Below are 20,101 nucleotides of genomic sequence, written 5' to 3'. Positions count from 1 at the left end.
TCGCAGACGCCCGTCGGCAGGCGGCTTCAAATAAAGTTTTCCTCGTTGAGAAAGCGGCACAGCTCCTCCCACTGCCGCCACAGATCCGCAAAACGTTCGCGCGCTTCCAGAACCTGGCCCTTCTCGCAGGCAGCCTCAAGATCGATGGCGGCTTTTTTCAAACTCACGGCGCCGACCACCGCCACCGAGCCCTTGACGGTATGAGCGATTCTTCCGACCTGGTTCAGGTCCGCGGCAGCTAGGCACGCCCGCATTTCTTCGAAACGCAAAGGCAGATCCTCCATCAGCAGCACCAGACAATCCTGCAACAACTCACGGTCGCCCTCCAGAGCCGCCAATGCCCCTTTAAGATCTATCATTTTCTTCGCCCTTCTTCGATATCGCTAATTTCAATGCAGGATCGCTTTCGCAAAAGATGTACAGTCCGGCCGTAAAAGGGCCGGCAAGTCCTCGGCTTTCAACGGATGCGCCCAGAAAAAACCCTGGACTTCATCGCAATGGCGCGCCATGAGAAAATCGACCTGGGCCTTTTCCTCCACCCCCTCGGCGACCACCCGTAAGCCGAGGCTGTGCGCCATGGCGATCATTGCCTCGACGATCGCGGCCTGACCGTAGGGACCGTTGAGATCCGAGAGGAAGAACCGGTCGATCTTGATCTGATCGATGGGAAACGAGCGCAGATGGTTGAGGCTCGAGTAGCCGGTGCCGAAATCGTCCAGGGCCAGACCAATTCCCCTGATCTTAAGATCGGTCAGGGTCATGATCGCCTCTTCGGTCTTTTCCATCACCGTACTCTCGGTCATCTCCAACACCAGGCGCGTCGGATCAAGGCCGGTCTCGGCAAGAATGGTATCAACCAGATCGATAAAGTCGGGGTGGCGAAACTGCCGCCCGGAGACGTTCACCGCCACCCGCAGATCGCCATGGCCGGCATCGTGCCAGGAGCGCACCTGACGGCAGGCCTGACGCAGAACCCATTCCCCGAGGGGCAGAATCATGCCGGTTTCCTCCGCCAGAGGAATAAAACGCACGGGATCCACTTTGCCCAAAACCGGGCTGTTCCAACGTAGGAGCGCCTCGACGCCGACCACTATTCCACTCTTAAGATCGAGTTGAGGCTGGTAGTGTATATAAGTCTCGCCACGGGCCCAAGCCAGGCGCAAATGGCGCTCAAGCAACAATTTAGCCTGGATGCGACGGTTCATTTCCGGAGAAAAAAAGCGATAAATCTGACGCCCTTCGGCCTTGGCATTATACATGGCGGCATCAGCATGACGAATCAGGGTATCGACATCTTCGCCATCCGTGGGATGGAGGGCGATACCGATGCTGGTGCTGCTGTAAACCTCACGGCTGCCGATGAGAAAAGGCTGTGTGAAGGCGTCGAGAATTTTTTTAGCCACGGGCTCGACCTGGCCCTGGCCGTAAATGCTGTGCAGAATGATGACGAACTCGTCGCCGCCCAGGCGCGCGACCGTGTCACTCTGGCGCACGCAGCCACGCAGGCGCTCGCCAACCGCCTTGAGTAACTGATCTCCGCCCTCGTGGCCGAGGGTGTCATTGATATCCTTGAACCGATCGAGATCAAGAAACAACAGACCCATCCGGCGATCTTCGCGCCGCGCCAGGGAGAGTCCCTGCTCAAGACGTTCGAGAAACATGCTCCGGTTGGGCAAACCGGTCAGGGCGTCGAAATAGGCCAGCTTCTGCACCTGCTCAAGCGCCGCGCCATGCTCGGTGCGCATGCGCAGAGCGATCAGACCGAAGGCGAGTTGATTCGCCAGCTCCATGAGCAACCGCTCTTCTTCCTCACTGAAAACCCCCGTCTCGCGCGCATAGATGCCAAGCACACCCAGGCAGCGTTCTTCGGTCAGCAAGGGCAGGGAAATGCAGGAGGCCAATCCCCGACGTGCCGCTTCTTGCCGATAGGATGCAAAGATAGAATCTTCGGCGATGCTCGCGCAGACCACCGGCTTGCGCAAACGCACGGCTCGCCCGCTCGGACCACGACCACTGCGGCGATTTCCCCAGGAGATGCTCAATCCGCGCAAAAAATCCGCATGCTCGCCGTAAACCGCCACGGGCCGAATGCGCTGCCGCTCACCCTCATCGACCAGGCCGACCCAGGCCAAGGCGAAATTGCCCTTTTCAACGATGATGCGGCAAATCTCGGCAAACAAAGCGTCCTCGCACCCGGCCTGGAGCAGAGCACGGTTGCAGGCCGCCTGCACCTGATAGGCGCGGGAGGTGCGCTCGACGACCTGCTCCTGGCGCCTGTGCTCGGAGAGATCCTGCACTGCCGTGCGGCAACCGATCACACGGCCATCGGCTGCGACCTCCGGCATACTTTGAAACTGGACTTCCAGGGGGGTCCCGTCGCGCTTCAGAAGCACCATCTCTTGCGCGCACTCCAAGCCGTTGAAAACCTGGCGCAGATGATCATTGAACTGGTTGCGCCAGCGCGGATGAACATGCTCGTGAAAGGGACGGTCGAGAAAAAATTCACGCGGTCGATCGAACAGACGGGCCGCGGCCGGATTAAACTCGACAGCGCAGGCGTGGTGATCGAGGGAGAGATATCCAATGGGAGCGAAGTCGAAAAGTTCACGGTAACGGCGCTGATAATCCTCAAGCGCCTGCTGCGAGAGACGCAGATCGCATTGCAATCGCCCGCACTCATAACTCTTGATGAGTCGCCGCAATTTTACGCCCCTGGATCTAAGCCGGGCGGCTTTTCCGGGCCGGAGTTTGCGCGGCGGTCGAACCCTAAGACAGTTTAACTGCTTCGCCATTGGCACCCTCGCATGATATGTGAAAATACATTCTAACTGTTTTTCTCAATTTTTCATCTGGATCCGCGAGATCCGGGTTACAGCAAGAAGGCAACAATTCAGAGCCGCGCACCAGGTGCCTGCGGAACTTCATTGGTCGGGTCACAGACCACTCGATTCAAGAGAGACCGCCGTCGCCAATTCCCCCAGACGCAATGCCATCTTGCGCCTGACCGCAGTGGGAATTTCAACATGCAGACACACCGCACCGGGCTCGAAACGCCGCGCCTCCATGCGCTGTAGGGCGTTGCCGCCTGCCCCCGGCAACCAGCGGATGTTCTCGGCAGGCAAAAAGGTGCGCTCCTCTCCCGCGAGCAAGCTGCGCACTTCGGCATGCGGATCAAGGGTGCGGCCGATGAGCTGCAGCCGCCCCAGCACGGCAAAGTGATAGGCCCGGTGCGGCGTTTCGCAGAATTGCACGTATATTTCTTCCGAGAGATCACGCAGCAGCGCCAAGCCGTCGCGATAAGCGGCGCGCGGGAAAAGATGCAGCACCGCGCCGCGCTGTTCGACCCGACCGATATCCGCCGGAGCCAGATAAGGCGGCAGTCCGCCCAGCCCCACGATCAAGCGGTGGTCCTGCGCGTCGGTGCCGACGCAGCCATGAATATCAATCACCAGTTTGGGCCGCGCCCCCCCCAGCAGTGCGGCATAGCGGGCAAAGCCCTTTTCCAGCTTGTAGCAATACGGATGCCCCGCGCTGTCAACATAGGGGTAGATCACATCAATATTGCTCGGGTTGAGGGGAACTCCCCACTTTTTAAGTTTTTCCAGGTTTTCGTCGGTCAGCGGTTCGCGGCCGGCAAAGCCCAGATTGATCAGGGCGGCGCGCGCTTTGCCCGTATGCAGAAAATAGAGGGCGACCTCGAAGGTATGCGGGTCATAGGGACCGTGCGTGGCGGTCAATAAGGGCAGGGACGCTGCCGCCCGCGGACGGCGTAGCAGCAGCACACCGCCCGCCTCGTCAGGCAGAAACCGCGCCTCGGCCCCGGGCAATAGCGGTGGGCCGGGATGCCAGCCGCTGTCCTCACAGAGCAGACGCCCAAAGAAACGGCGCAGGACGTTTTCACGCCACAGGGGAGAAAAGCGCAAGGATCGACCCTTCAGCCGGTACCAGACGTGGTAGAAATGGCGGTCAAGGTAGACGCGGATACCCTGGCGCAGCAACAGCTGCCGGTTGTAATTGTTCTGGGTGGTCTTAAGCAGCCGCTCGGTAATCTCCTCCATCGCCGCGAAAGCCGCGTCCGGCGGGCTCGGCTCCACCAGATCGACGCGCTTGAGGTGACGGTAATCCTCACGGCCGATCTCCACCTCCAGCCGGTTGAGATAGCGCCGGAAGGGATCACTGTCCTGCACTGCGAAGCGATTGAGAAAAAGCGGCGGGATCTGTGCTCGGTTCTCAGCCATGGTCGCCTCCTCGCCCCCTTCAAGTGTAGCAAACAAAGCCGACGCGCGGCAGATCGAAAATCAGGCAAAAAGGGACGCCTCGGTGCGGGCCGCAGGGCCGGCCGAGAGAAGCAAGGGGATAGCCTTTTCAATCCCCGCCAGGCCCGCCTCTTCTTCGTCGACGTCGATTTCTATACGCCGTGCCGGCAGGGTATGCCGATAGAGAGGATCGTAGTAAAGCACCATCAACTCACGCACCAGGGTCGACCAGCATTCACCTTCGAGCAGCACCAGAAGACGCTGCACCGCCTCGCCGCCCAGGCGCCGGCGCAGCGCGCCAATCGGTTCGCGAAAAGTTTCGCGATCGGCGCTGGTCGCGGGATAGTCGCGCAAGATGCGCTCCACGCGCGTCTCCAGGGATGCGTTAAGCCACAAAGAGGTTTCCTCCTGCAGCGCCTGATAGACCTTCGGGGGGAGAAGACATCTGCCGATATGCCGACTCTCCCCTTCGGCCAGAGCATAACCATCCGCGGGGATACGCCGCAATTCATCCCAGAGCAAGCTCTCAAACATTTTCTGGGTTGGTTGCGCAGCCAATCCCAGGGCGCCGAAGGCACTGCCGCGATGGCTGGCAAGGGCTTCAAGATCGATGACCGGATGACCCTGCTCGCGCAAACGCCGCAGGAATCCGGTTTTGCCCACCCCTGTCAAGCCACGCAGCACCAGCAACCGCCCCCAGCGGCGCTGCTCGAAAAACGCGCGCACATAGCGGCGAAAGCCTTTGTGGCCTCCCTGCAACTGGTGCGCAGGCAGACCCGCGAGACGCAGAAAAGTCGCCAGAGCCCGGCTGCGCTCCCCGCCGCGCCAGCAGAACACCACGACTTTGCGAAAATCACTGGTGCGCGCTGCGGCGGCCGCGCGCACCAGTTGCGGAATGCGCGGTGCCACCAGATCTACCGCGAGCAAGCGCGCGGCGCCAGGCCCCTGGTGCTTGTACGCCAAACCGACCCGTGCGCGGCCTTCATTGCACAGCAGGGGCAGGTTGACGGCACCTGGCACCGTCGCTTCGGCAAACTCCGCGGGGGAACGGGCATCGATGAAAAGCGCCCCACGCTCCCGCAAGACGAGCGCTGCGTCAAGATCGATCAAAAGGTTGGTCATATCAGACGAGAATCCGTGAAGAGATGAATAAACTTCAGATTTTCTACCACTTCCGAGAACGTCTGACAACCAATCTTCCCGTCTCGTCCGGAGCAAAAAATTCCTCGGAAAAAACCTTGACATCTCTCCCAGGAAAGAATATAGTTCGCCCTCTTGTCGCGGGGTGGAGCAGTTCGGTAGCTCGTCGGGCTCATAACCCGAAGGTCGCAGGTTCAAATCCTGCCCCCGCAACCAAAAATAGCCAAGGGTCACGACCAGGACGGTCGTGACCCTTTTTTTATTGTAATTTTATTGTAACTGTTCAGCGGTAACATTCCACAGTTCCGCAGGGTGCGGCGACATCACTCTGACCGCCCCTGCCATGAAGGGCGATGACGGCTTTAATTTCTATCAGGCCACCTCGGCGTGACGTCGTGCCAGGAGGAGCAATTCACTATCGGTCAGTGCGCGCTTGTTGCGCTGGGACATGCTGCGCACCCGATCGAGCAGTGCCACGGCCTCAATACGACTTAATTCCACGCCCAGTTCTTTGAGCCGGTGCACCAGCGCCTGACTGCCCGAATGCTTGCCCAGCACCAAGTGCCGCCCCAAACCGACTTCACCAGGATCGAACCCTTCATAATTTTGCGGATTCTTGAGCACCCCATCGGCATGCAGACCCGACTCATGGGAAAACACGCGTTCACCCACCACCGCCTTCCACTCGGGCACCGGCCGGCAACTGGCACGACCGACGAATTTTGAGATATCCACAAAGCGCCGCGTATCCAGGCCGAGATCCAGGCCGCAAGCGTACTTAAGGCCCATGATAACCTCTTCCAGAGCGGCGTTTCCGGCCCGCTCGCCGAGGCCGTTGACCGTGGTGTTGACAAATCGCGCTCCGGCCCTGACTCCGGCGATGGCATTGGCGGTGGCCATGCCCAGGTCGTTGTGCGTATGCACCTCCAGATCCAAATCCACATGGCTGCGCAGGTAGGTGATCTTTTCGTAGGTGGAAAAGGGATCAAGGATTCCCAGAGTATCGCAGAAACGAAAACGGTCGGCACCCATCTCTTTGGCGATCTGCATCAACTCCACGAGAAAGTCCGGATCAGCACGGCTGGAATCCTCACCACCCACCGACACATAGAGATCGTGCTTGGCACAGAAATCCAGTGCCCGCCTGAGCTGCTCCCTGACCCACTGGCGGGTCTTGCGCAGCTTGTGGGTGATATGAATATCGGACACCGACAGGCTGATGTCCACCGCGCGGATACCGCAGTCCAAAGACGCCTGAATATCGCTGACCAGGGCGCGGTTCCAGGTAATAAGCCGCGCCTTCAGCCCCAGATCGACGAGAGCCCGCACACTTGCCTGTTCGATCGCGCCCATTGCGGGGATGCCGCATTCGAGTTCGCCCACTCCGATTTCATCAAGCATGCGGGCGATGGTTATTTTTTCCTCCAGGGAAAAGGCCACCCCGGCGGTCTGTTCCCCATCGCGCAGAGTGGTGTCGTCGATGACGATGGGCTTCTCGATCGGCATCTGCATAGAATGAAACGCCATGGTGCACCTCTCTAAAAAGAAAAGCCCCAGAGATCTCGTCCCTGGGGCTTCGTTGCCTGGTTGCCGGCGGCATTGCCGGTGAAAATTGCGGATTTTGCCTATGCCTTAGCTTATGCAGTGTTCGTGCCAACGAACAAAGCCCCTTGGATCCAGGGGGAAGGTGCGTGCGACCGGAAAACCTGCCGCTCTTTTAGGCAGGGCTGCCCGTTTTTCTAACCGGCTTGCAGATACGCATCCGGAGCGAATACGTCCATCCGGAAACTCCGGATAAAAACTCGCTAGTAAACGCCGCGCCCGTTGAAATAGGGGCCGTACTTTTTGTCCTCACCCTGGATATGATTGATCAGCCAGCCTTTAAGGAAGTTGAACAAATCGCTGGACACGGAGACCTTGCCGGCCTTGAATTTTGTCTGAAAATCCGCCACCTGCGCCACCAACTGGGCATGAGCCGCCTTATGCGCCTCCTGGTCCGGATACTGGTGGGACTTCATCATGCGTTCTTCCTCGAAGAAATGCCGCTGGGTGTAATTAACCAGCCGGTCAAGGATGTCGCTCAGCACCTTATCGCCCTGGCCGGTTTTCAAGGCGGCGAACATCTCGTTGACCATGGCCACCAACTGCTGATGCTGACGATCGAGATGCTCGATGCCGACGCTCAGATCCTCGCTCCAGCGCATCAGCACGTGCTCGCCGCCGTGCGCGGCGGGTTGCCTTTTGGATTGCACCGCAGGTTGCGGCGCGCCGAGGGATCGTTGCGCGACAGGGGCGGGCGTCGCCGGGCGAGGCGCGGACGCATTGTCGAGGCGAAAGCGGCTGATCATCTGCTTGAGCTGCTCGGCCTGGGCCGAAAGTTCCTCGGCGGCCGCCGCACTTTCCTCGGCGTTAGCGGTGTTTTGCTGCACGGCGATGTCGACCTGATCCACGCCGAGAGTGATCTGCTTGATGCCCTCGGCTTGTTCGCGCGAAGACACCGTCACTTCATCCACCAAGTTACTGACCTTGGCGATGCGCTCGGCAAGATCGTTAAGAGCCGTAGCGGTCTGTTCGGCGACTTCGACTCCCGCGCCCGTCTTGTCGATGGACGAGGTGATCAGTTCGCTGGTTTCCTGAGCGGCCTTGGCGCTGCGCGCCGCGAGGTTGCGCACCTCTTCGGCGACCACGGCAAAACCCTTGCCGTGCTGACCGGCGCGCGCCGCCTCGACCGCGGCGTTGAGGGCCAGCAGGTTGGTTTGAAAAGCGATTTCGTCGATAGTGCGGATGATTTTGGAGATGTTCTGCCCGGCGGCGGCAATCTCGTTCATGGTGCCGACCATCTTGCCCACATGCCCATTGCTGGCTGCGGCGGCGTCGCGCGCCTCGGCGGCCAGCCGGTTGACCTGCCCGCAATTTTGCGCGTTGAGCCGCGTCTGGGATTCGAGTTCGTTGATGGAACTGCCGATTTCCTGCAAGGCACCGGCCTGACGCGTCGCCATATCAGACACCGACTGGCTGGAGGACGAGACCTGATTGGAACCGCTGGTGATCTGCTCGGCACCGTTGCGGATCTCGTGCAGAATACTGTTGAGGTCAAGCGCCACGGTTTGCAGCGCATTGCGCAAGCGGTCGGATTGCCCGCGCGGTTGGGCGGTGAAGGTCAGATCACCCTGGGCCAGGGATTCCATGGCGGCGACGATTTCCGTCTCAAGGCTTTCGGCGAAGGCGTCGAGACCACGCCCCATGTCGCCGATCTCATCCTTGCGGCCCATCTTGAGGCGATGCTCCAGATGCCCTTTCTCCAGTTCATGAAGCATCGCCAGAGTGCTTTTGAGTGGCCGAGCGATGCTGCGCGTGATAAGCACGGCCAACAATACGGCAAAGACCAGGGCGAACAGCGAAACGATCAGGCCGGTGCGTGCCGTCTGCGCGGCCAGGGCATCGATGCCCTCAAGCCCGGAATGCAACTCGGCGGAGCCCGTCTGCTTGAGCTCCTCGGCCTGCGCGACAAAGGCTTGCTGGGCCTCGGCAAAGGCGGGGCGCGCTTCCATCATGCCAATGAAGTCCTGGGCGATGGCATAGCGGGCCATGCTTTTGCCCGCCTCGAACATGGCGAGAAAACTCGCGTCCAAAGCGGCCAGAGCGCCATTCAGAGCTGGGGATAGGTGCAACTCGCGCAACTGCGCCAGAGCTTCCTGGTAGTGCACCAGCTGCTCCTCGGCCTGTCTGAGCAAATCCTGGCGCTGCGCGTCGGCCGCGGCAACCAGGGAGTTAGCCACGCCGTCGGCCCGATTGACCAGTTCCAGAGATGCGATGGCGTGGGTAAAACGCTCTTCCTTGAGAACCGTCGCCTCGGCGCCGATACGCTCGGCGTTGAGGTAGCTCAGCAGCGAGAAACCCAGGAAAAGCGCCAAAACTGCGCCGAAAGACACAAAAAGTTTGGCCGAAATTTTCAGATTGTCGATCAGGCGCATGGCGTCTCCCTAAACAACAGGCAAAGGTTTGAAGCAAGGGCGCGGGGCACACCCCGCGCCCCACTGGTTAATTGCCGGCCTTGGTCGGCATGCCCTCTACGACCCAGCGCTGCATGCCGCCGTTGAGAAAGGCCACGTCGGAAAAACCACGGGCGGTCAGGAAGCGGCCGGCGGTCGGCCCGCGCTGCCCGTTGACATCCACGATGATGATCTTCTTGCCTTGAGGAATTTCGCCGACCCGCTCAAGCAGGCTGTTGAAGGGCACCACCATGCGCTTGGGATGGTCGATATAATATTTGTCAATCTCCTGCTGAATGCGGATATCCAAAAGAACCAGGTCTTCGCCCGAATCCAGGGCGCTCTTGACTTCGGCGGAGACCAGCACGGGGATATCCACGCGTGGCAGGGGCTCGGGCGCATTGACCGGATAGCCTGCTCCTATCCAGGCAGGCAGGCCGTCACGGAAAGTGTGAACATTCTGGAAACCAGCTTCGGCCGCCCGACGGGCGGCTGCGGGTGCGGCCAGTCAGGTTCGGCCCAGACAGTAAAAGACCAGGGTCTGGTTCTTGTCCGCCGGCAACTGGTCGGGGATATTGCCGAGTTCGATATGCACGGAACCAGCAATGTGCAGGCTGTTGAATTCGATAAGACTCAGAGGAAAAATGACCTTGGCCTCGCCCTTGTCCATCAGGGCCTTGAGATCCGCCGCGTTGATTTCGGGCGGATCCTCGGATGCCGCCGCGGGTCCACTCAGGGCCAGGGCTCCGAGCAGCGCCAGACAAATAAACAGATGTCGCATGAAGAGATCCTCCTTTTTTAAGCTGGGGTTGAGTCAAGGTTCCGACACCTCAGGTTGTCGGATTGCCGACGTGGTTGCCTCCTGGTCAATAACGTCCGAACTCATCGTCGTCGAGAGCGATGGCTGTTGTTTTGGCGGCGGGTTGTGCAGCCGGCCAGACATCCTGCGGCGCGGCAAAAGCCGCAGGCTGAGTTTTTTCACTTGGCGCGGATACATCCGGCACGGCTGCGCTCAAACGAAAACGCGCCAGCATTTGTTTGAGCTGCATGGCCTGGGCGGAAAGCTCCTCGGCGGCCGCCGCGCTCTCTTCGGCGTTGGCGGTATTCTGCTGCGTTACCTGATCAATCTGGGAGAGGCCGGAATTGACCTGGCCGATACCCTCGGCCTGCTCGTTGGCCGCCGTGGCGATTTCCCCGATCAGATCCGTGACTTTGCGAACCCCCCCAACGATCGTGTCGAGGGCCTGAGCGGTCTCATTCGCAATTTGCGTGCCACGGGAGGTTTTTTCCACCGTGCCTTCAATCAGTTCGGCGGTCTCTCCTGCGGCCTTGGCGCTACGCGCCGCCAGATTGCGCACCTCCTCGGCCACCACCGCAAATCCCTTGCCGTGCTGACCGGCGCGCGCCGCCTCGACGGCGGCATTCAGCGCGAGCAGATTGGTTTGAAAAGCGATTTCCTCGATGGTTTTAATGATTTTAGAGATGCTTTGACCGGCCTCGGAAATCTCGGCCATGGCCTGTGTCATATCACCCATTTTTCGATTGCCTTGCTCGGCCGCTTTTTGTGCCTCGTCGGAGAGATGATTCGCCTGCCCTGCGTTCTCGGCGCTTTGCCGCGTCTGGGAGACCATCTCGTTCATCGATGCCGAGATCTCCTCCAGGGAACTGGCCTGCTCGGTGGCGCCCTGGGACAGGGACTGGCTGGCGTCGGCCACCTCGCCACCGGCACCGGCAATCTGGTTGGCCACCTGCTGAAGCTCGCCGACCAGAGCGTTAAGGCTGTGGTTGGTCTGCGCCAGGGGCTCTCGGATCAGTCCCTGCGCTTCAAAGGTAAAATCACCGTCGGCCAGGCGTTTAAAGGCCTCCAGCACTTCCTTCTCCAGGTTGTCGGCAAATCCATCCATGGCCAGGGCCATCTGCCCGATTTCGTCCTGACGCTTGAGATTCAAGCGTCTGCCGAGGCGACCTGCGGCCAAATCCTGTATCATTTCGAGGGCCCGGCCAAGGGGGCGGGTGATGCTGCGCGTGAGCAGTACGCCGAATAAAAGCGCCAGAAAAACGCCCAGGATGCTGCCGAACAGACTCCATTGAACCGCCTGTCGCACCTCGCTTTCGGCAACGACAACCGCCTCTTCGGCATTGGCCTTGGTCAGTCCGATAAGTTGGTCGAGCAGTTCATAGGTGCGCGCGCTGTGCCGCGCAACGTCGCCCATGAGCAAATCAGACATCTCGGCATGAAGAACTTCGGCACGGCCCGCCACCTGAATCATTTCGCCGAACACTGCTAGGGTTCTGTCCACCGCGGGCATCATGGCTGTGCGGTAGAGTTCCTGAGCCTGCTCGGTGTAGCCGCGCCGGGCGAGATCTTTAATGCGCGCGACGTTACCGTGAAACTCATGGTGCACGCCGCGCACCTGGTGAAGCAGATCTTGCAGTTGTGAGTTGGTTGTTTCAAAGGTCGGCAGCCAGCGACCGAAGGCGCACAGGCTCGGGTCCTCCCCGCCCTGAAAGTCGGCGCCGGAATGAATCAGGTCTTGCGTCTGAACTGCGGCGCGATAATGGTCGCCGCGAAATTTTTCCAGATCGGCGCGCAGGCGCGCAGGATTGAGGATGCCGGTTTGGTCGAGGCGACGCGACAAATCCGTGAAGCGGTTCACCGCCTCGGCGCGCACCCGCCAGGCCCCCATGAGTTCATCATAAAGCGCACGTTCGGCGGTGCCCAGAGGCAACTGCAGATAAGCTTCGCGCGCCGCCTGGATGACGCCACGGGTTCGCGCGTTCTCCTCGTAGAGGGCCTCGCGTTCAGCCAAAGTAAACCCTGGATTGAGCAGAGAGCGGTGAACGATGGTCGATCCCTGGGCGGCTTCCTTGATGGTATAGAGATGTTCAACAGACGGCAGTTTCTCCCGACCCAGAATTTCGATATCGCCTTGTAATGATTTGAGGCCGTTGACACCAATGCCGCCGACGGCAAGGGTGATCAAGCCGACTAGAACAAACCCGCTCATCAACTTTACGCCCAACCTGAAATCCTTCATGCCATCCTCCGCGTTAAATTACCGATAGATGTCTAAAAAAAGGCAGCGTCAGGCATTTTGCAAAACACACACCAATCGCGCACGTATACAACAGAGGAAAGGCCCGGATGATTACCAACTTTGTCATAGTTAGCCCGCAAATCCCGGAATTTAAAATAAATTTAAAAATTAAAAGCAATTAAAATATTTTTTTCTTGGTCGGTTTTATTCGCCGCAGCCACAGGGGAGGGCCTGGCAATCCCGGTGAAATGACAAAAAGTTCGCCCAGGATTCAGGCAATTGGCGGTAGGGAGTCGGTGATTTGCACAAAATTGCGCAGCAGATGTTCGCCCACGGCCTGCAACCGCGCCTGCCGGCTGCAGAACGCGTTGACAACGGCTGGATCGGCGTGAATCCGTTGCCGCCAGTCGTCGACGATGGCGGCATCAACCTCGGGGTGAAACTGTACGCCCCAGGCGTTGCTCCGACGGAAAGCCTGGCCGGCGCAGGTTGGCGTAAAGGCCAGGTGCGTTGCACCCTGGGGAATTTCGAAGCTGTCGTTGTGCCAGTGGAAGGTGGAAAAGGGAGAAGGCAAACCGCCGAACAACGGATCGCGGCGGCCGGCAGCGGTGAGTTGAACGCTGGCACAGCCGTGCTCGCCATGGCGTTGCGAATGAACCTTCGCGCCCAGCACCTGCGCCAACAACTGTCCGCCCAAACAAATGCCCAAGCAGGGAATATCCCGACGGATGACGTCCCAGAGCATCTGCTTCACCAAAGGCAGGAAGGGATATTGCGCCTCGTCATGCACGCCCATGGCCCCACCGAGGACGATGACCCCGCGCGCGGCCGCCGGCGAGGGGACCCGTGCGTCGACATAGGGCCGCCAGGTCTCTTGAGGCACCGCCCAGGCGTTGAGCAATGCGCCGTAAAACCCGGCGGGACAGTGCGCATCCGGCTCGACGATGAGTATCATCTTTCGACCTCCCCAGTGTTAACACAGACGCCGGAACGCCGACGCCTTGATCACGGCGAACAACTCGCGCCCGGGATGCAGCTCCAGATCCCGCGCCGCCTCCCCCACCACCTGAGATACAAGCTTCGCGCCGCCGCAGTCAAGATCAACGCCCACCCGGTTGCCGGCCGGGAAAATCCCGCTCACCCGACAGCGCAGAATGTTGCGCGCGCTCGTGGCCTCCGGATGCTGTTTGAACAGGGTGACATCCTTGGAGGAGAGCTCGAAAACCCCTCCGCCCCCAACACCGTTGCCGCTGGAGAGAATCAGACGATTCTCTCCCCAGCGATAATCCCACAGATCGCTCTGGGCACGGCCGTCTTCGAGCCGCAGATGATTGATGTAACCCACCGGGCTTGAGGCCAGGCGGCGCCGCGCCAGGTCTTCCACGCCGGACTGGGCCGTCAGGCGCCCGTCCTCGAACTCCAGCACCTCGTCGGTCATCAGGCGCATTTCGGTGAGAGAGTGACTGATGAAGATCAGGGGGATGCCGAAGGCGGCGAAGGTCTGCTTGAGATAGGGCAAAATCTGGTACTTGAGCCCCTCGTCGAGCCCGGTCACAGGCTCATCCATGAGGATCAGGCGCGGATGGGCAAGCACCGCCCGCCCCAGGGCCACGCGCTGGCGCTCGCCTCCGGAAAGAGCATTGACGCCACGCCCGAGTAGCGGCCCAAGGTGAAGCACCTCGCACAGGGTGTCGGGGTCGATGCGCCGCTCGGCCCGGGCAATGCGCTTGTAGCCGTACAGAAGATTGGCGCGCACGCTCAGATGGGGAAACAGATGGGCATGCTGAAACACCACGGCGATGCGCCGCTTGCGCGCGGGCACCTCAATACCGCGCGCGCTCTGATACAGGGGCACCCCGTCCAGGTGGATGAAGCCCGCGTCGGCGGGCAGCAGCCCGGCAAGCAGATGCATCAGGGTGGATTTGCCGCTGCCCGAGGGACCGAACACGCCGATGCGCGCGCCCTGCACGGAAAAATCAGCTTCAAAGGAAAAGTTTTCATAGCGTTTGCGCACCGACACCTCGAGCTTCATCGCAGTTCTCCCCGCTTGAAGCGTTTGACCAGGCCCTCGTTGAACAACAGTACCGCAAGGGCCAGCAGGATGGACACCGCGCACAGGGCCAGAGCCATGCGGTCGCCGCCCGGGGTGTTGGTGTAATCGTAAATGGCCAGAGGGATGGTCTGGGTCACGCCGGGGATGTTGCCGGCGACGATGATGGTGGCGCCGAATTCTCCGAGGCTGCGGGCGAACATCAGGGTCGCACCGGCAATCAGGGCGCGGGTCGAAAGGGGCAGGATCACGGTCAGGAGCGTATCATACCAAGGCGCCCCCAGGGTCCGCGAGGCCTGGATCAAACGCTCGTCGATGCTCTCCATGCCGAGGCGGATGGAGCGCACCAGCAGGGGAAAACCCACCACCATGGAGGCCAGCACTGCCGCCTTCCAGGTGAAAATAACGCGAATCCCCCAAGCGTCGAGCAATCCGCCCAGCCACCCCTGGCTGCCCAGGGTGAGCAGCAGCAGGTAGCCCACCACCACCGGCGGCAGCACCAGAGGCAAGTTGATGATCCCGTCGATGAGCGCCTTGCCGGGTACGCGACTGAACACCAGCAGCCAGGCGGCGGCAAAGCCCAAAGGCAGCGAAAGCATGGTCGCGACAAGCGCCACCTTCGCTGAAAGGGCCATGGCCTGGTAGTCCGTGGGGGTGAAATCGAACATGAAAACCGTCCCTTGTCATTGGTCCTTGGTCATTTGCGGGAGAACCTCTTCTTCGACGATGAAACCGTAACTGTGCAGGATTCGGCGAGCCGTGTCGCTTTGCAGAAAATTGAAGAAGGCAACGGCGTTGGGATTATTGCGGCCGCTGGTGGTGAGGGCCGCAGGGTAGCTGATTTCGTTATGAAGATGAGCCGGCACTTCGTGAAGAATGACGGCCTGGCGGGCAAGGAGAGCGTCGGATTTATAGACCAGTGCGCCGTCGACTTCACCGCGATCGGCGTAGACGACGGCCTGGCGTACATCCTGGGCCATGACCAGCTTGCCGGCAAGGGCGGCGTAGACGCCGACGGCATCCAGGGCCTGTTGGGCATATTCCCCGGCGGGCGCGCTGCGCGGGTTGACCAGGGCGATGCGCCCCAGCGCGGAGAGATCCGCCAGGGTGGTGACTTCGAGACCTGAACGCCCCACGAACACCAGGGAGTTTCCGGCCAGGGTGCGAACATCCTCACCTGCGATTCGGCCGGCGGCGATCAGATACTCCACCCACTGCGCATTCGCCGAGAGATAAAGATCGGCCGGAGCACCTTGCTCGATTTGCCGCGCCAGAGCGCCTGATGCCCCGAAATTGGCGATCACCACCTCAGCGGGAGACATCTGCGTGTAAGCGGCGGCGATTTCCCTGAGGGCCTCGGCCATGCTCGCCGCCGCCGACACCCGCACTTCAGCTGCCCTAACCGCCCCTGCGCAAAACAACTGGAACAACAACGTACATCCCAACAACCCGACCCCAAGGCGCATAATCCTTCTCCTATTTTTAACCGGCCTGCGCATGCAACTCCGTCAGATCGATGTCCTGGCCCACCAGCCCGGCGGCATCGGCGCGGCACTGGCGGCAGTGGCGGGCCTGGGAGAGAATCAATTCAGCCTGGTTGCGTACCATCTCCATCACTGCATCGGAGGGCGGCTTGATGTCCTTGAACAGGCCGATGGGGATGACCGGGATGATGTTCATCAGGGTCGCGCCGAGATTGCGTACCTTAACGGCCAGATCGAGAGTTTCATGATCGTTGACGCCGGGGATGTAGACGTGATTGACCTTGACCAACAGGCCGCGCCCCGCGGCCGCTTCAAGTCCGGCGAGCTGTTTTTCGAGAAGCAGGGCCGCGCCTTGCTCGCCGCGCAGCACCGCGCCCTGATAGCGCACCCATTCATAAACCCTGGCGCCGGTCTCGGCGGTGAGGGCGTTGATGGTGACGGTGAGACTGTGCACGTCGAGGGCAGCAATCTCATCGATGCGTTCGGGCAACAGCAGGCCGTTGGTGGAAAGACACAGCATCATGTCAGGATAGGCATCCTTGACCAGCCGGAAGGTTTCAAAGGTCTTTTCATTGGCCAGCGGATCGCCGGGGCCGGCAATGCCGACCACGCGCAACTTGTCGCCGACCTTGGGGTGGCGCAGCAACAGCCGCACCCGCTCCAGGGCCTCGGCGGGCGTGAGAAGCCGGCTGGTGACGCCGGGGCGGCTTTCGTTGGCGCAGTCGAACTTGCGCTCGCAGAACCCGCACTTGATGTTGCAGCCCGGCGCCACGGGCAGATGCACGCGCCCGGCCTTGTCATGGTCGCCGCCGAAGCAGGGATGCTCACTCTGTTTCTTCATGGCCATCATCGGGCAGGATTTGCTCATGATCGGTCTCCTTATAAGTAAAAACGCGCAAGGGCGCTCTTCCGTTGTGCGGAAAGCGCCCTTGCCTGGTCCGTAACGATAAAGCCCCGCCATCTCAGCTTGAGATGCGGGGCTTCGTTGCCTGTTATGAGTGACACAACCTTGTGTCGACTTCCTTAACTGCATTGGCTGTGCCAACCTGGACAAAACGGCTAACAGGCCGTTTTTACATAAAAAAATGGGCAGGCTGGAATCTCGCAAAAACCAGCCTGCCCAAGCCTTGGGCAATTGCACTCTCAGGATGAATCGAATTTGTGCAGAAACTCAGCAGTTGTTAGGCCCGCAACCACCGCCGCAGCCGCACAGGGTGCCATGGGCCGCCAGGATCGCCTGGTCGATGGGACCGACGGCGCTGATGGCGGAGATTCCGCGTTTTTCCAGTTCCTGCCTGGGCAGCTCGCCGATCTGGGCGCTGACCACGGCGCGGCAGCCCGCGAGGGCGGCGAGGATGGCGCTGAATTTGTCTTCGCGAAACGGGTGGTCGGGGTCGAAGGAACAGTATTTCTCCACGGGTTTCTGGTCCACCAGCTGCGGTTTTCCGCCGGCGCAATCATAAATGAGAAAGCGCTCGGCGTGGCCGAAATGCTGGTCGACCAGCGTACCGGATTTTGATGCAACGGCGATGAGCATAGGTGCCTCCCCGGGTCAGATGGCCAGCGGCTTAAAGCTGAAAGCCTTTTTGGAGCAGGCCACGCCACAGGCCACGCAGCCGATGCAGTTCTGGTCATTGGCGATGGTCATGATCATGCGCAGGGATTCCGTTTCTTCATCCTCGAAATCTTCCGGCGCGAACACGTTGCGCGAGCAGGCTTTGTAACAGCGGCCGCAACCGATGCACTTTTCCGCATCGATGGCTTCGATAAAGTTGGGGGTCCAGTCCTTGCCCCCTTTGGTTTTTCCGGTCAGATAAGCCATGGTGATTCTCCTTTTTCGATGGATGCGAGAAGATTTTCCACCGCAAAGAGCGCAAAGAACGCCGAGAAAAATCCCAAAGAAGGCCATGTCCCTTTTCAGGATTTACCCCAGGCCTGCCTCCGCGTTCTTCGCGCTCTCTGCGGTGAATGATTTTATGTAACTGTTAAGCAGGCGCCGCAGGGGACGGCGGCATCGCGTGCGGCAAAAACTCGCCTGCGGCTCAAACATTTGCCGAAGCACTCAGCCGCCGCCCCCTGCGGTGCTGTCGGACGTTGCAGCTGAATGGTTACGATTTTTTTTGATTTTATATCGCGGGCCGCTCACCCTTGAGCATGGCTTTACGCAGCCAGGGCGGCGGGCTGCTGCGCAGAACGTCCTGCAATTTTTCGACGACTACCGAGATCGCCTCGCGGTCCTTGCTCTTGACGGGATGGATTTTCTTGGCCACCAGGCGCGCCGCCGCCGGCCCGCCGATCTCGGCGACATAGACCAGGGCGCAGTCATTCAGGGCCGCGGCGCGGGCCTCGATTTTATCGTCGGAATGGCCCAGGGCGTCAGCGTCAGCCTTGACCTGAACCACGCCGGAAAACTCAGCGCTCTCAGGCCCTACGTCCCAGATATAAAAATGCTCGGCCTGACCGAAATGCTCGTCGATATGGGTCTTGTCCGTGCTTGCAAATGCGACTTTCATGCTGAGACCTCGCTTTTTTGATCCAACTATCACCTCGAAGCGGCGCATCCGAAACATTCAGAATCCTGCCTGCGCTAAAGGCCGAGTTTTCGCGGGACGCGGCAGCTCAGGTTCCGCGTCCCGCGATTCTCGTCCCGTGTGTTCTATCTCATCATCTCGAACCACTGGTCTTCGCAGGTGTCATCCTTGATGTCGAGAAACTTGTTGGCGATCCAGGTCAGCAGGTTGAGGGCGCCCTGATAGCCGATAACGGGATAGCGATGAATGTTGACCCGATCGATAATGGGGAAACCAACGCGGATCAGCGGCGTGCCGGTATCGCGGGCGGCGAGTTTGCCGTGGGTGTCGCCAATCATCATGTCCACGGGGTCGTTGAACAGAATGCTGCGCAGGTGCCAGAGATCCTTGTTGACCCACACATGGCAGCCCTTACCGTAGGGCGAGGCGTCGAGCAGCTCACGCATCTCCTTCTCAAATTTCTTGGTGGCGCGCGAGCAGAGCACGTGGTAGGGCTTGGCGCCCATTTCCAGCAGAAAGCCCGCAAGGGCCAGCAACTGATCAGGGTCGCCGTAAATGGCGAATTTCTTGTTGTGCAGATACTGATGAGCGTCGGTCATGGCATCGACCAAGCGGCCGCGTTCGGCCTTGATGGACTCGGGCACCGGCTTGCCGAACAGCTCGGACACTTTGAGCAGGAAAGTGTCTGTGGCCTGCACGCCGATGGGCATGGGCAGCACTTCATGCTTGCCGGCATACTCCTGCTTGACGAACTTCATGGTATTGGCGGTTGCGTACTTTTGCAGAGAGATGGTCGCTTTGCCGTTGACGGACGCGGCCGCATCTTCCAGGGGCGTGCCGCCGGGGTACATATGGTACTCGCCGTCCAGGGGCGAATCGAAAACCTCGGAAATATCGGCGAGGATGGTATGGGGTACGTCCATCTCATCGAGCAGGCGCTTGTATTCGCGATAGTTGCCGGTACAGGCGTCAAAGCCCGCGATCAGGTTGAGCTTGCCGGTGCAGGCGCCATCGACGCGCTTGCCCGCGGTCAGGTCCTCAAGAATCGCTTTGAGCATGGCGTCGTAGCCATGGATGTGGGTCCCGTTGAAACTGGGCGTATTGGCGTAAGGCGCCGGAAAATCTTCGGGGATATGGCCTTTGTTCCGCGCGTTCCTGATGAAGGCGGTCAGGTCGTCACCAATGATCTCGGGCATGCACGAGGTGAAAATCGGCATGATTTTCGGCTTATAGAGGGCATAAGCGTTTTCCAGGCCTTCGAACAGGTTGTTCTGGCCGCCGAACACGGCGCCGTCCTCGGTCATGGAGTCGGACACGGCCGGCGCCGGCTCGCGAAAATGGCGATTGAGAGTCGAGCGGTAATAGGAGGCGCAGCCCTGAGAGCCGTGCACAAATGGCAAGCTGCCTTCAAAACCGTGCGCGGCAAGCTGGGCACCGACCGGCTGGCAACCATGGGCGGGATTGATGACCGTCCCCTCACGCGCCAGGTTTTTTTCAAGGTAGTCCTTGGACTTGGTCCATTCCAGCACCCGCGCTTCTTCTTCGGGGGTGATTTCGGTGACTTTTTTAACGGCTTCGCTCATGGCATGACTCCTTTTTATTTTCACCGC

Annotated in this window: 18 protein-coding genes and 1 tRNA gene; 1 reads left to right on the top strand and 18 read right to left on the bottom strand. The window is 60.1% G+C overall.

Going from position 1 to position 20,101, the window contains the following annotated elements; genetic code table 11:
* Positions 1-26 precede the first annotated feature (26 nt).
* The 4 genes from GFER_RS12885 to mnmH form a co-directional block, all read right to left on the bottom strand.
* Positions 27-359: an Hpt domain-containing protein gene (locus tag GFER_RS12885; protein WP_040100080.1), complete on the bottom strand. Its 333-nt coding sequence runs from the start codon at positions 357-359 to the stop codon at positions 27-29.
* 30 nt (positions 360-389) lie between these two features.
* Entirely contained in the window at positions 390-2,702 is a 2,313-nt protein-coding gene (locus GFER_RS17840; protein WP_052446387.1) for a sensor domain-containing protein, read from the bottom strand.
* A 231-nt stretch (positions 2,703-2,933) separates the two neighbouring features.
* Positions 2,934-4,238: a YbhB/YbcL family Raf kinase inhibitor-like protein gene (locus tag GFER_RS12875; RefSeq protein WP_040100079.1), complete on the bottom strand. Its 1,305-nt coding sequence runs from the start codon at positions 4,236-4,238 to the stop codon at positions 2,934-2,936.
* A gap of 60 nt (positions 4,239-4,298) precedes the next feature.
* Positions 4,299-5,378, bottom strand: coding sequence for a tRNA 2-selenouridine(34) synthase MnmH (gene mnmH, locus GFER_RS12870; RefSeq protein ID WP_052446386.1), 1,080 nt, complete (start codon positions 5,376-5,378; stop codon positions 4,299-4,301).
* A 157-nt stretch (positions 5,379-5,535) separates the two neighbouring features.
* Between mnmH and GFER_RS12865 the strand changes: the two genes are divergently transcribed.
* Positions 5,536-5,612 (top strand) — tRNA-Met (locus GFER_RS12865).
* Positions 5,613-5,768: 156 nt separating this feature from the next.
* On the opposite strand, the gene nifV is transcribed toward GFER_RS12865, so the two are convergent.
* From nifV to nifK, 14 genes are all read right to left on the bottom strand, one after another.
* The gene (gene nifV, locus GFER_RS12860; RefSeq protein WP_235264093.1) at positions 5,769-6,923 is read right to left on the bottom strand and encodes a homocitrate synthase; all 1,155 of its coding nucleotides are present in this window, start codon (positions 6,921-6,923) and stop codon (positions 5,769-5,771) included.
* A gap of 278 nt (positions 6,924-7,201) precedes the next feature.
* Positions 7,202-9,370, bottom strand: coding sequence for a bacteriohemerythrin (locus tag GFER_RS17835; RefSeq protein WP_052446385.1), 2,169 nt, complete (start codon positions 9,368-9,370; stop codon positions 7,202-7,204).
* Positions 9,371-9,437: 67 nt separating this feature from the next.
* Complete coding sequence (locus GFER_RS17830) at positions 9,438-9,755, bottom strand: rhodanese-like domain-containing protein (protein ID WP_052446384.1); 318 nt, start codon at positions 9,753-9,755, stop codon at positions 9,438-9,440.
* Positions 9,756-9,896: 141 nt separating this feature from the next.
* Positions 9,897-10,169, bottom strand: a complete 273-nt coding sequence (locus GFER_RS17825; protein ID WP_052446383.1) for a rhodanese-like domain-containing protein — start codon at positions 10,167-10,169, stop codon at positions 9,897-9,899.
* Positions 10,170-10,254: 85 nt separating this feature from the next.
* A complete protein-coding gene (locus GFER_RS17820) occupies positions 10,255-12,426 on the bottom strand; it encodes a methyl-accepting chemotaxis protein (RefSeq protein WP_052446382.1) in 2,172 nt (723 codons plus the stop codon).
* Positions 12,427-12,697: 271 nt separating this feature from the next.
* Complete coding sequence (locus tag GFER_RS12840; RefSeq protein WP_052446381.1) at positions 12,698-13,381, bottom strand: type 1 glutamine amidotransferase; 684 nt, start codon at positions 13,379-13,381, stop codon at positions 12,698-12,700.
* An 18-nt stretch (positions 13,382-13,399) separates the two neighbouring features.
* Entirely contained in the window at positions 13,400-14,458 is a 1,059-nt protein-coding gene (modC, locus tag GFER_RS12835; protein WP_040100078.1) for a molybdenum ABC transporter ATP-binding protein, read from the bottom strand.
* Positions 14,455-15,144 (bottom strand): molybdate ABC transporter permease subunit, encoded by a 690-nt coding sequence (modB, locus tag GFER_RS12830; RefSeq protein ID WP_040100077.1) that lies wholly within the window; start codon positions 15,142-15,144, stop codon positions 14,455-14,457. Before modB ends, modC begins: the two co-directional genes overlap by 4 nt.
* Positions 15,145-15,159: 15 nt before the next feature.
* Positions 15,160-15,942: a molybdate ABC transporter substrate-binding protein gene (modA, locus tag GFER_RS12825; protein WP_052446380.1), complete on the bottom strand. Its 783-nt coding sequence runs from the start codon at positions 15,940-15,942 to the stop codon at positions 15,160-15,162.
* 16 nt (positions 15,943-15,958) lie between these two features.
* Positions 15,959-16,828, bottom strand: coding sequence for a radical SAM protein (locus tag GFER_RS12820; RefSeq protein ID WP_040100076.1), 870 nt, complete (start codon positions 16,826-16,828; stop codon positions 15,959-15,961).
* Between the two features lie 303 nt (positions 16,829-17,131).
* Complete coding sequence (locus GFER_RS12815) at positions 17,132-17,497, bottom strand: NifB/NifX family molybdenum-iron cluster-binding protein (protein ID WP_040100075.1); 366 nt, start codon at positions 17,495-17,497, stop codon at positions 17,132-17,134.
* 15 nt (positions 17,498-17,512) lie between these two features.
* The gene (gene fdxB / locus GFER_RS12810; protein WP_040100074.1) at positions 17,513-17,782 is read right to left on the bottom strand and encodes a ferredoxin III, nif-specific; all 270 of its coding nucleotides are present in this window, start codon (positions 17,780-17,782) and stop codon (positions 17,513-17,515) included.
* 304 nt (positions 17,783-18,086) lie between these two features.
* Positions 18,087-18,473, bottom strand: coding sequence for a nitrogen fixation protein NifX (gene nifX / locus GFER_RS12805; protein ID WP_040100153.1), 387 nt, complete (start codon positions 18,471-18,473; stop codon positions 18,087-18,089).
* 143 nt (positions 18,474-18,616) lie between these two features.
* Complete coding sequence (gene nifK, locus GFER_RS12800) at positions 18,617-20,074, bottom strand: nitrogenase molybdenum-iron protein subunit beta (RefSeq protein ID WP_040100073.1); 1,458 nt, start codon at positions 20,072-20,074, stop codon at positions 18,617-18,619.
* Between the last annotated feature and the right edge of the window lie 27 nt (positions 20,075-20,101).

Source organism: Geoalkalibacter ferrihydriticus DSM 17813, assembly GCF_000820505.1.
Classification (GTDB): domain Bacteria; phylum Desulfobacterota; class Desulfuromonadia; order Desulfuromonadales; family Geoalkalibacteraceae; genus Geoalkalibacter; species Geoalkalibacter ferrihydriticus.
The sequence above is the reverse complement of the archived record's forward strand: the minus strand, read 5'-3'. Positions and strand labels throughout refer to the sequence as shown.